The 12923-nt window shown below is 29.3% G+C and carries 7 protein-coding genes and 1 pseudogene; 3 read left to right on the forward strand and 5 right to left on the reverse strand.

All coding sequences use genetic code 11. The annotated features are described in order from the left end of the window. Positions 1 to 78 precede the first annotated feature (78 nt). Together mvaD and D1817_14930 are read right to left on the reverse strand one after the other, a co-directional pair. On the reverse strand, positions 79 to 1161 hold the full coding sequence (mvaD, locus tag D1817_14925; GenBank protein AXT21113.1) for a diphosphomevalonate decarboxylase: 1083 nt from the start codon (positions 1159 to 1161) through the stop codon (positions 79 to 81). 98 nt (positions 1162 to 1259) lie between these two features. Continuing rightward, positions 1260 to 2471, reverse strand: a complete 1212-nt coding sequence (locus D1817_14930; GenBank protein ID AXT21308.1) for an NAD(P)/FAD-dependent oxidoreductase — start codon at positions 2469 to 2471, stop codon at positions 1260 to 1262. A gap of 76 nt (positions 2472 to 2547) precedes the next feature. Between D1817_14930 and D1817_14935 the strand changes: the two genes are divergently transcribed. Both D1817_14935 and D1817_14940 read left to right on the forward strand, forming a co-directional pair. Further along, the gene (locus tag D1817_14935) at positions 2548 to 3372 is read left to right on the forward strand and encodes a hypothetical protein (protein AXT21114.1); all 825 of its coding nucleotides are present in this window, start codon (positions 2548 to 2550) and stop codon (positions 3370 to 3372) included. A gap of 41 nt (positions 3373 to 3413) precedes the next feature. Continuing rightward, positions 3414 to 4481: a metallophosphoesterase gene (locus tag D1817_14940; GenBank protein AXT21115.1), complete on the forward strand. Its 1068-nt coding sequence runs from the start codon at positions 3414 to 3416 to the stop codon at positions 4479 to 4481. 59 nt (positions 4482 to 4540) lie between these two features. On the opposite strand, the pseudogene D1817_14945 reads toward D1817_14940, so the two are convergent. After that, positions 4541 to 8222, reverse strand: a pseudogene (locus tag D1817_14945) (phosphoesterase). 129 nt (positions 8223 to 8351) lie between these two features. Further along, positions 8352 to 9194, reverse strand: a complete 843-nt coding sequence (locus tag D1817_14950) for an AraC family transcriptional regulator (protein ID AXT21116.1) — start codon at positions 9192 to 9194, stop codon at positions 8352 to 8354. Between the two features lie 137 nt (positions 9195 to 9331). Between D1817_14950 and D1817_14955 the strand changes: the two genes are divergently transcribed. Next, positions 9332 to 10540 (forward strand): phosphohydrolase, encoded by a 1209-nt coding sequence (locus D1817_14955; protein ID AXT21117.1) that lies wholly within the window; start codon positions 9332 to 9334, stop codon positions 10538 to 10540. Here D1817_14955 and D1817_14960 read toward each other — a convergent pair. Beyond that, positions 10530 to 12905: a GAF domain-containing protein gene (locus tag D1817_14960; GenBank protein ID AXT21118.1), complete on the reverse strand. Its 2376-nt coding sequence runs from the start codon at positions 12903 to 12905 to the stop codon at positions 10530 to 10532. The two genes, D1817_14955 and D1817_14960, sit on opposite strands and share 11 nt — an antisense overlap. Between the last annotated feature and the right edge of the window lie 18 nt (positions 12906 to 12923).

The following is a 12923-nucleotide window of genomic DNA, read 5'->3' on the forward strand; positions in this document are numbered from 1 at the left end:
AATTATCAGTTTATACAATACTAACTAATAATTATAAGATTTGTTATAGTTTTAAAACTTTTTTTCAACAAAGTACTTTTAATTAATTGCTTTTGCTCCAAAACCTATGGTATCACAAATATAATGACCGTTTTGACAATACACAACTAACTCGTTATTAATAAATTCCAAAACTTCATTAGTATCATTTTCAGGATAAAGCACATGTACATTTGCGCCTGCATCTAAAGTAAAGCCCACTTGACATCCAGACGCTTCTCTAAATTTCCATATTTTATTAATTATGTTTAATGTATGAGGCTTCATTAAGATAAAATAAGGCATGCTCGTCATCATCATTGCATGAAGTGTCAAAGCTTCACTCTCTACCAAAGTTATAAATTCTTTTAGATTTCCAGATTTTAAAATCGTTTTTAATTGGTTTAAATTATGATGTGCTTGCTTAAAGCGCTCTTCTGCAAATGGGTGATTGTGCATTAAATTATGTCCAACAGTACTACTTACTTGTTTCTCTCCTTTATCTACCAATAAAATTGTGTCTTGATAGTTTTTAAAATTATCATGTACTTCAAAAGGATATTTTACACCAAATAAATCTGAACTCCCCTCGATACCTTCATGCTCTCCCCATACAATTAAATCGCCTTCAATGCTTCTGCAAGCACTACCAGACCCCAAACGAGCCAAAAAAGATGCTTTTTGATTAAAAAATACATTCCCCATTTCTGGATGTAATTGTTTTTCAATATTCATTAAACATAACGCTAAAGCACTCATTCCACTAGCAGAAGAAGCTATCCCAGAACTATGTGGAAATGTATTAGAAGTTTCAATCTTAAAATGATAATTTTTTAAAAATGGAACATAAATTTCAATGCGTTTAAAAAAAGTTTCTATTTTGGGTTTAAACGCTTCTTTTTCTTCACCATCTAAAAAGATTTGAAAAGAAAAATTATCTGTATTTTCTTTCGGCGAAAAATGTAATGTTGTTATCGTTTTACAATTATTTAATGTAAAACTAATCGATGGGTTTTTTGGGAGTTGACCTTCTTTTTTTCCCCAATACTTTATAAGTGCAATATTACTTGGTGCTTCCCAAGTTACCGAACCGTTTTCAAATGGATTTATATACGCTTTAGGAATAAATTGTTGTTCTGTCATTCTTAATTTTCTGCACACAAAGATACTAACTTTAGTATTGTTTTATAATCTATGTACTTACAAATACTTTTTAATTTTCATTAAAAAAGATCAGCTTTTTATTTAGAAATTTCTTTAGCAGCAATATAAGCTCCAGTCCAAGCATTTTGAAAATTAAATCCTCCAGTAACTGCATCGATATTTAAAACCTCACCTGCAAAAAATAAGTTTTTATGTAATTTACTTTCGAAAGTTTTAAAATTTATTTCTTTTAAATCTACCCCACCTGCTGTTACAAATTCTTCTTTAAAAGTACTTTTTCCATTAACATTAAAAACTGCTTTTGTAATTTGATTTGATAATTGCTCTAATTGACTTTTATTTACATCTGCCCATTTTGTATTTTCAAATATACTTGCTGCTATTACTAGTTTATACCATAATCGTTTTGGTAGATCAAACACTACAGAATTAACAACTTTCTTTTTAGAGAATTTTTGTTTTATCTCTTTTAAACCATTTAATGTATCATCATATGATTGTGAAATAAAATTCACTTCAATTTTAAATTTATAATCTCGCTTTGCCAATTCTAAAGCACCAAAAGCAGAAAGTTTTAAAATTGCTGGCGCACTCATTCCCCAATGTGTAATTAATAACGGTCCTGAAGATTCTAAAGAAGTGTCTAAAATTTTCACTTCTGTATTTTGCGCAACTATGCCTGGAATATCTTTAATACGTTCATCTTTTATATTAAATGTAAAGAGTGAAGGTATAGGCCTAACAATTTGATGATCTAATTGCTTTAATAGATTCCATATTTTGGTGGAGTTTCCTGTGGCTATTAATAATTTTGAAGCGGTTAAAGTGTTTTGGCTAGTTTTTAATTCCCAGTAAGTTTCTTTCTTATTGATTTGTTTTACAGAATGATTTTTAAATACTTCAATTTTATGCTTATCAATCTGATTTAAAAAACAATCAACAATAGTTTGCGATGAATTAGACATAGGGAACATACGTCCATCATCTTCTATTTTTAGTTCTACACCTCTTTTTTCAAACCATTCTATCGTATCACCAGTCATAAATTGATGAAATGGACCTAGCATTTCTTTTTCGCCTCTAGGATAATTAGTCACTAGTTCTGAAGGCGTAAATTCTGCGTGAGTTACATTACATCTTCCACCGCCAGATATTTTCACTTTATTTAAAACTGTCTTACCTCGTTCTAAAATTACTATTCTTAATTCAGGATTTTGTTCGGCAATATTAATTGCTGCAAAAAAACCTGCTGCCCCGCCTCCAACTATTATTACATCGTAATGACTCATATCTGTATAAAACTGTGTAAATTTAGCATTATTTAAATTCTTTTTTAACGTGAATAAATTTCTATCAGTTTTATTATTGATCTTAGTAAGTTGCTCAACAGGTAACTTAACTGTTATTGCAGATTTACCAAAAACCTTAAAAGAAGTTTCTGGCACAGAAACTCTTATCGATTCAGATTTGATATGGGTGCATAACGATTCTGGTAATAGCCCTAAAATTTATGGTTTAAATCAAAAAGGTACAATTATAAAGGAATTAAATATTGACTCAAAAAATAAAGATTGGGAGGATCTAACTTCTGATAAAAATGGGAATTTATATATAGGTGATTTTGGAAATAACGAAAATAAACGAAAAAAACTCTCTATTTTAAAAATCAAAAAAGAAGATCTACAAAGTGATTCTCTCGTTCCTATCGAACGTATTTCATTTTATTACCCAAATCAGAAGCAGTTTCCACCAAAGAAAAAACAACAGTATTTTGATAGCGAAGCTTTTTTTCATTTTAATGACAGTTTATATATTTTTACTAAGAGTCGTGTAAAAGGGGATTATGGAGCTACTTCAATATATAAAATTCCTGCAATACCAGGAAATCATGCAGCTATACTTATAGACAGATTTAAAACTTGTGATGATTCTAGGTGTTGGATTACTTCAGCGGACATAAGCAATGATGGTAAAAAAGTTGTGCTTTTAACACCTAATGTTGTTTGGTTATTTACTGATTTTAAGGCAGATCATTTTTTTAAAGGAAATGTAACTCCGTTTCCTTTAGATATATCTTCACAAAAAGAAGGCATTTGTTTTAAAAACAATACTACACTTTATATCTCTGATGAAAGATCACACAATAGAGGTGGAAATTTATATGAATTCAAATTAGAAACAGAAGATTAATACTACAAACTATCTATCTTATTAGTTAAAATAAAAAAACAATGATTAAAAAAAATATCAAACTCGGATTTTGCTTGGTGTTATGTTTTATTTCTATGAGTTTATTTGCTCAAACAAGCAATAAAGATTCTCAGGAACAAAATAACAGTCACGAAAAATTAATAATAAACGATGGGCCATATGTTTTTATTGAAGAAAATAAACTTATTGAAAAAACAATAGTTGATGGAGAGGTTTTTGTTAAGAATTTACCGTTGGATGCTTATGATTTAATCTATAACCCAGAAGGTTCTACATATAAAAATGTAAATAAAATTGCAGCTTTAAGTGATATTCATGGTCAGTTTGATTTAGCTGTTGAAATATTAAAAAATAATAAAATAATAGATGATGAATTAAAATGGATTTATGGAGATGGACATTTAGTTATTGTTGGAGATGTTTTTGATCGTGGTCATAAAGTAACAGAAGTTCTTTGGTTATTATACAACCTTGAAAATCAAGCAGAATCAAGAGGTGGGAAAGTTCATTATTTATTGGGAAATCATGAGTATATGATATTGCACAATGATTTAAGGTATATCAATAAAAAATATGAAGCTGTATCAAAGTTATTAGAAACGAATTATAGAGAACTTTTTAGCGATAAAACCATTCTTGGAAAATGGCTCCGTTCTAAAGCTACGATGGTAAAAATAAATAATGATATTTATGTACATGGAGGGGTTTCTGAAGATTTTATATCGGTAGGGTTTGAAATTGAAACTATAAATAAAAAAATGAGAGAAGCGATTGATCTAAATAAAGAACAAATGAAAACTACTTCTTTTTATAATGATTTTTTTGGAGCCAAAGGACCCATTTGGTATCGTGGTTATTTTTACGATAATATGAAAGATCAAGAAATTATAGATATTCTAAAAAAAACTAATTCTAAGCATATTATAGTTGGGCATTGTTCAAATAAAAAAGTAGTTCAACTTTATGACAACAAAATTTTTGGGGTCGACTCTAGCATAAAAAATGGAAAATATGGAGAAATATTATTAATTGAAAAAGAATTCTATAATCGTGGGACTATGAAGGGTGAAAAATTATCTTTTGATTAAAAAAAACGATTTAGGCTGATAAGAGCTTAAATCGCTTTTTTATATTATTTTTTTAAGTTTTAAAATCCAAATCCTAGTGCAAATGCTAATCTTAGGTCATCATCACTATTAAAGACAGAAAGATTCCCTGTAATTTTATTTGCTGCATTAAGAAAAATTCCGCCTCCAACAGACGTGTTCCATGAATCAGAATTAAAAACTGGATTACCTACTAAATCATCATCTATCCATACACGTCCATAATCAAAGCCTCCATAAATACCTATATTTAAAGGTAATAATCCAGTTTTAACCCTTCGAAGGTTTAAACGTAAATCTGTACTTTGATAAAATGCATTTTTCCCTGTAAAACGTTCATTTCTATAACCTCTTAATCCATTATTTGCTCCAATTGAAGCTGCTTGATAAAACTCGAAATCATCACCAAAATTTATATGTCCTTTTGCTTTAGTAGCTAATACTAATTGACCACTTGGTATTAACTTGTAATCAATTCCTAAAGAAGGAATGAAATAACCAAAGCTGTTTGATTCATCAATATTGGTTTTATATCCAGCTTGCAAACTAAATTCCATTCCTAGTGTAGGAAACGCTTGGTTATCTTTATTTTCGAAAGAATATCCTGCATTTACACCCACAAAATCTTGCCCTTCAAAAATTCTTGATGGTAATAAGTTTGGAATATTAACAAATCGACCTTGAGTATTTTCAACTTCAATAGACTCATAACTAGCTCCAATTTTAAAAGTAGCTCCCAATCTTCCTCTCCAAATTAATGAAGGCGAAATATTAACATTTCTAATTCTAACACGATTAAAATCAAGGTCTACAATGTCATTTGGCTCAAAATTAGGAGTGCTATTACCAAATCCAAAAAAGTTTCTGCTAAAATTAGGGCTTGTAAAAGCTGCTTTAACACCAACACTCCAATTCCCTATAATTCTGGCAAACTCACTATCAAGTGCTAAATCAAAACCACTAGTGGCAAAATAATATGACCCTGATAAAGTATGTTTTGAAATAAGTTGAAACTGTATAGGTATTTACAAATCCTACTCTAAAGCCATCATCTGGATTAGCTCCAATTGTTGGAATAAATTGATTTGAATTATTTTTAAACTTTGTATAGTCATAAGTATTAACTTCATAATCGTCAGTCAATTTTTTTATTCCCTTATTCGTTATAAATTCACTCTCTTTAGATTTATAGTCATAAAGTTTTACTCTTTTCCCATTTAGAATATTGTAAGTGTCTTTGTTTTGTCCACCAATTAATCGTAATGGAATAAGCTTATCACCTTCACCCTTCACTTCAAAAACATCTTTATCATCCAAAGCATAAATCCATATTTCCTTAGTGTCAGCTCTATTATAAACTCTCTGATAGAACATCCCTCCTTTTTTTCCTTTTTTAATACGATAAGCAGAAACTTTAGTATTACCATTTGGTAAACGTTCTATTTCAAACATATCGTCTTTATTTGTTCCTTTTATAATTGCATATTTATTGATGTGCTTATAATAGGAATCAGAAATTTTTTGAAGATTTGTACGTCTTCCTTTTAGTTTCTTTTTAATTTCTTCTACTGTCGCATCATTAACTTCCTCTGGAAAATTAGTAAACGCCTCATTAATAACTTCATCAGTTATATTTTCTGTAATACGTTTAACCTGATCGTTCCATAATTCTTGATCAGCCTCATTTATTAATGTTATATCTAAAGGATAAGGTTCTAAATTAAACCATTTAACACTTTTGATATCTTCATCATAAGATCTCAATAACCTTATATCTGGAATGATTTCAGTCGCGAAACTTAATAATGCGCCATCAGACATAATTGAAAACGCTTGATCTCTATCTCGAGGAACTGGTCTATAAATAGTTTTCTCATTCTCTTTAAATACTGCCCATCGCCATTGATCCTGATGCCTGTCCCAATCTCCTATAAGCATATCAAATAAACGTGCACGTATATATGCTGCTTCATCAAGTATATGATCTTCGTTTTTTTGCAACTTTTTTAGCATATCATTAGTACTCATAAGCTCATTAGAAAACCCAAAACTAACTTTGTCTCCATGACCATCGGCAGCACGTTCTTCAATCATATATAATTCATCTCCAAAATCATCATTAAATTGTCCTAAGGAATTTTGTTTTGGCACATAATATAATACAGGATTTGTATGATATACTCCCGCTGCATCTGCTAATGTTCCTACTGCTAAAGGAGCATATGGATGTGATCCTGTAAATACATCTAACAACAATTCTTCTGTATATGTATCATTAAACTGTCCTTCAATATATTGATCTTTAAAAGCTACAGCTTGAAGGTATTGCACTGCATTTTTACGCAATGCTCTCATTACATATTCTCTTCCTTGTGAATCTTCTAAACGTAACGACTTGGATTGATGTCCTCCTCCTTTTCGTGTAGGTATTAATCCTCCAAACAATGTATCTAAACTTACTATTGGTACATTTACATTTGTGCTATAATATTTACGATAGCGTTCACCCCAAAGTTTTTTGTATAATCCTCTTTTATTAGTTTCATCTGTACTATAGACTGAAGCTGTTTTAGTTGATGGAAATGTAGCATTGTATTCTGGAAATTCTTTTTTCTCATCTGGAGATAATACTTCGGTTTGAAAAGTAATTTTATTTTTTTCAACATTATAAAATCTCACATATGATGATCCATCAGAAAACACATCTAATCTAGCATATCCTTGATTCCCTGATGAGAATAAGCCTCCTGATACATTTCTTGTAGGATTCGTTTTTGATCCAGATCCACTTATAATTTGAGGCAAATTATCTTGTATTATATACTGTTGGCTATGTTCATGGCCAGATACAAAAATTACCTTGTCATTTTCTTGAGATAATGTTACTATTCGTTTTTTGAATTCATTATATATTTTATTTTGCAAATCTGCAGGAGAAACACCACTCGTTTTTCTAAGCACATTTTTAAGTGTTCCTAAAACTGGTAAAGGTGTCATATGCTGTCCAAAAGAATACTGCCCGCCATGTGGTCCGTTAGAGAACATTGGGTGATGCATTGCAATTAAAGTTGTTTTACCTCTAGCTTTTTTTATTAACCCTTCTAATTCATCAAAAAACCTACTTCTAGTTTTTATTTCACAATCATCATTTATAGTTGGGTGTTTGTTCCAATCGGTTAAGTACCACTCAGAATCTATTACTATCATTACAATATCATCACTAATATCTACCTTTTCGATCGGGCAACCATTTTCGGGCAAAAATGTATTTTTTCCTAGCTTATCTTCAATATATTTTTCTTGTCTTTTTAATCCTTTTATACCATTAGAATACCAGTCATGATTTCCAGGAATAAATATTGTTTGCCCTTTAAAATCTTTAACAACTGATGTTTGTACATTAAGCTGGTGTTCTGCGAATGCTCGACCTTCATCTTCTTTTTTAGGTAACCCAGATGGATATATATTATCGCCTAAAAACAATGCCGTACTCTCTTCTGTAGCTTTATTTAGCTCTACTCTTAATTGTTTTAAAACAACAGATTCTTTTCCTAAAGGAGAATTACCAGCATCTCCGATAAGGTAAAATGAGTGTTCTATTTTTTTGTCATTCGGAAACGTTTCATTTCCACTATCGCCTTTATATTGTGGTTTATATGTCGCGCAAGCATCAAGTATTAATACTAGAAGAATTATTACAAATAATTTTAATTGTTTTTTCATAGATGGTTGATATTTTTCAAATACAATAATATAGCATTATTCTTAACATTAGCTTTTACAAAGGTATTTATATTTGTTTTCTTAAAAAATGAAAATATTACCTATAAACAGGGTTATTTTTCCTAAATATCAAAAATTTTGACTCTTATAAGTTTTAACAGAAACTCCCATATGCTTTTTAAAAAATTTATAAAAATGTGTTGACTCTGTATAGCCTAACTCAAAAGCAATTTGTTTTGATGTTTTATCAGAAAACCTTAATAACCGTTTTGCTTCTAAAATTATACGTTCATTTATCACTTTTAAAGGCGACTTATTATTATTGTTATATTTCAAAAATAGATTTGAAAGTGATTTTGGGGATTTATTTAATAAAGCAGCATAATCTGAAACTTTATGCTTTTCTCTAAAGTATTCTTCTACCAACAGGTTAAACTTTCTGATCACATCCATGTTTGATTGTTTTATTTCTGGTTCTGGCATTACTTTCTTTAATAATCTAACAGATTTTATCAATAATCTTTTAAGTAATACTCGTAACATTTCTCCCTGAATATGATCTTTAGTTTCAAATTCTTCTTCAAAGAAGTCAAATAATAATGCAAAGCTTTTTCGTTCTTTAGTTGTCAATTTAACAATTGGGGGAGTCGAAGATCCCATAAATAAAAACCCATTACAAGATACCTCTTGGTCGTGATCACGAATACAATAAAACTCTCTATTAAATATATAAGAAATCGCACCTTTAGTATAAGGTTCTAATCGAAGCATATTAAGAGGGGTACAAAATAGTATATGATCTTTTTTAAGAATAATATGATAACCATCTATTCCTATCATTATATCTTGCTCTTTAGCCCAAATAATTTTATAATAATCTCCCGTTCCTAAGCGTTGATCAAAAGATGCACAATTAAAATCCGTTAAAATAAAATTGCTCTGGTCTGAAAACCTAGTATATTTATAGTTCATCTTTCAGTGATATTTTAGAAATATACTATTAATTTGCAAAAAGGACACTATATTATAATTGATTCTATTTCTCAGCGTTTAGATATCGTGAATTTTGATAATAAATTTAATTCTTAATTTAGCCCAAATATTTTTTTATGGAAAATTTATTAAAAGAAGTTGAAAAGTACGTTACTTCCCTATTGGTATCTGAACTACCTCATACTTTTTACTACCATAATTTAAGTCACACACAACGTGTTGTAAAAAAAGCGCATTTACTGATTGAAGGAGAACAGCTTAATAGTGATGAAAATCATAATTTAATCATTGCTTCATGGTTTCATGATGTTGGTTATGTTAGAGGTTGTGATAATCATGAAGAGAATAGTGTAGAAATTGCTAAATCCTTTTTAAGTAATTTAAATATTAACAGCTCTGATATTGCTGAAATCTCTAACTTAATTATGGCTACTAAGATGAGTCATACTCCTCAAAATATAGCTGAGAAAATAATTCGTGATGCAGATTGCGCCCACTTTGCTTCAAAAAGCTACACAAACATTAGTGATTTACTTAGAGAAGAATGGGAGTCACAAGGCACTCGGAGTTTTTCTGATATTGAATGGATTGAAGAAAATATTTCATTTTTTTCTGAGCACCATACTTTTCATACTAATTATGCACAAGAACATTGGCAAGAAGGGAAAGATAAAAATCTAATTGTTTTATTTAAAGCTCTAAAAAAAGAAAAAAAAGAGCTTAAAAAAGAAAAGGCAAAATCTGAAGAGATTGCATTAAAAAAGAAAAAAGCTAAAACGCCTGAACGAGGCATAGAAACTATGTTTAGGGTAACCCTTAAAAATCATATTACATTAAGTGATATTGCAGATACTAAGGCAAATATATTACTTTCTGTAAATGCTATTATAGTATCTTTAGTACTCTCAAATTTAGTATCTAAATTAGACAACCCTTCAAATAGTTATTTGATCTATCCAACTCTTATTTTTGTCTTGTTTACAATAGCAGCAATGATATTATCTGTATTAGCAACACGTCCAAATGTAACAAGTGGAAAATTCACAAAAGAAGATGTTGCTAACAAAAAAGTGAATTTATTATTTTTTGGAAACTTTCATAAAATGAGCCTCCCTGATTTTGAATGGGCTATGGGAGAAATGATGAAAGATCGAGATTATTTATATTCTTCAATGAAAAAAGATTTATACTTTCTGGGTAAAGTTTTAGACAGAAAATATAAAATTTTACGCATCACTTATACTGTTTTTATGATTGGTATTATAGTATCTGTAATTTCTTTTGCAATTGCTTTTCAATTTCAAGAAGGATTTGTTAGGCTTTAAGCTCTTTCATTAAATCTTCATAAGTATAAAACAACTCTTTATCATCATTTTGTTTGTGGTAAAGCACACTTACTCGAATAGCTTTTAATCCTGTTACTGCTTGTAAATCTTGAAGTTCTACAATTTCAACATCAGTATCTAAATAGCGCTTCGATTGTAAAAATTTAATATACCCTAAATACTCTCTTTCATCTTGTTTTTGAGAATATACAATGGTGATCTTACCTTTTTCTGTAATACGTTTTTTGGTTCCTTTTATAAAAGCTTTATCTACACGTTTCTTTACAATTTCGTATCGAGCATTATAGGTTCCATCTACATCAAATTGTTTTTCATCCATTCTAAAGCTTATAGACAAAGGTGAACTAAACACTAAAATCATAGAGGCTACATCTAAAGAAATTGGAAACTCTGAGCGCATTTGATAGTAGCTATTTTCCATTTCGCACATTATTTGTAATTGCCATAATCTAAGATTATAAAGATATATAGGGTCAAACGATTTTTCTTTAGTTATGGATTCCCCTACATACATATTATGCTCTACACCATCAGTTTTAAAACGTTCAAAATAATGCGGATACATTATTTGAGCCTTCACTTGTTCAGCATCTAATAAAGAAGCCATTTTTTTATTGATTTGCCTAACTGTATCGTCGTAATCTTTTCGGTGTTTATATAACGTATTTAGTTTATCGTCTATCTCATTAAAGTAAGATTTTATCTCCTTAGTCAGTTTATTTAAACCAGATAAATGCTTAAATAAAGGGGTAATTTTTTCTACAAAAAAGTTTGAAATTTGTTGTTCACTATCTACTTGAAAATGTTCTTCAAGTGCTTTTAAATAATTGTTTATTTTAAAACTTAATTGTTCATAGATTGGAAGCGGCTCATTTTCAAATATTTGATTTAAAATTAAATTTGCAGCTTTAAGTTGAGTGCTTAAATCTTGTTTTGTTGCCCAATTTCTAGCGTTAGAAGATCCTTTAATATCTATTTGTCCATAAAGTGGATAAACATCTTCAAATGCAATTCTATTAAATGCTACAGAATTACCTTTAGCACGCTCTTTGATGAAAATTCTTGCTTCATTCTCAAATTTCCAATGTACACTAGGGTGAATAGATGTACATTCTTGCTGAATAACTGCTTCAATTAAATTCTCTTCTTCTTTTTTAGAACGCTGTACAGCAGTTAAAATATAGGGCATTACATCTATTAACTTGTTCGCGTTAATACTATTCAATGCTTTTGATTTATGAGATACTAGTTCTAAAATCCCCAGTAATTCTTTATCATCAGCTATAGGAGCTAAAATAGCACTTTTAACGCCTTGCTCTTTAAGTATTCTATACTGTGGTGCTTTCCCTTTAGATAGGTCATAAAATTTATCAATATCAGATATTGAATAAAATTTCTTGTCTTTTAATAATGTTTCATAAGATACATTACACAATGTTAATGAGCATTTATTAACATCTAAATCATTTAAAAGAAAACTTTCTATACCTTCGCCATAAACACGCTCAAACGTATCTTCTACCTTATTATAAGTCGAAAAACCTACTTTAAGCTCTTTAATATTTAACAAAGACCTAAAAACATTATGAAAATCTTCCATAAAGTTTTCATCTCCACGTTTGTTCTCTCCAATTAAGTTAGACTTAATATTTGATATAGATTGATCATCAGTAACATCAAAAATATTAGAAATTACAAATCCTTTAAATATGTAGCTTTTAGGTGGAAATTTTTCTTTCCATAATTCTATATTATCAAAATTATCTAATAATTCATCAACATCTTCTTGAGTTATTTTTATAGCATTCTCTGATGGGATAATTTCTGTAAAATCCGCATTATATAAAATTTTATAATAACGCATAATTCCATTAGCATCAGGTATTTCATAAAAAAATGGGCGTTTAAAATTTAAATTATAGCCATAACAAAAATTAAGAATGATAGTACACGCGATAATATATATATCATCTTCAGGCATATTCTTAATTGTTAACTCAAAATCATTTCCAGCATTTTTTACGATTTTCTTAAATCGTTCAGAAGAGTTAAATATTAAATTATGAAAAGGAACTGAAGCTGTTTTAATCTCATTATCAGTTAATACTTGACTAAATGAGTCTTGAAGTATAATACCTATTTCTTTTTCATACTTTTTTAACAGAGCAATATCAGTAAACCCTTCTCTTAATTCTGGGAAAGGTTCTTGAATTTTTAACACTCGCTTAGCTTTTGACGCTTTAAATTCGTCATCGCTTTCTGCAAGTACTTCATACTTTTCAATAAGTTTATTAAAACTTATTTTAAGCAATAAAGGAGATTCGTATTGGTCGTTAATAGACATCATTTGAGGATTAATTAT

The organism is Flavobacteriaceae bacterium, from assembly GCA_003443635.1.
GTDB lineage: Bacteria > Bacteroidota > Bacteroidia > Flavobacteriales > Flavobacteriaceae > AU392.

What these genes read in the sequence shown, in the direction of transcription:
- mvaD (AXT21113.1), bottom strand. Translation starts at nt 1,161, where the DNA reads ATGACAGAACAACAATTTATTCCTAAAGCGTATATAAATCCATTTGAA.
- D1817_14930 (AXT21308.1), bottom strand. Translation starts at nt 2,471, where the DNA reads ATGAGTCATTACGATGTAATAATAGTTGGAGGCGGGGCAGCAGGTTTT.
- D1817_14940 (AXT21115.1), top strand. Translation starts at nt 3,414, where the DNA reads ATGATTAAAAAAAATATCAAACTCGGATTTTGCTTGGTGTTATGTTTT.
- D1817_14950 (AXT21116.1), bottom strand. Translation starts at nt 9,194, where the DNA reads ATGAACTATAAATATACTAGGTTTTCAGACCAGAGCAATTTTATTTTA.
- D1817_14955 (AXT21117.1), top strand. Translation starts at nt 9,332, where the DNA reads ATGGAAAATTTATTAAAAGAAGTTGAAAAGTACGTTACTTCCCTATTG.
- D1817_14960 (AXT21118.1), bottom strand. Translation starts at nt 12,905, where the DNA reads ATGTCTATTAACGACCAATACGAATCTCCTTTATTGCTTAAAATAAGT.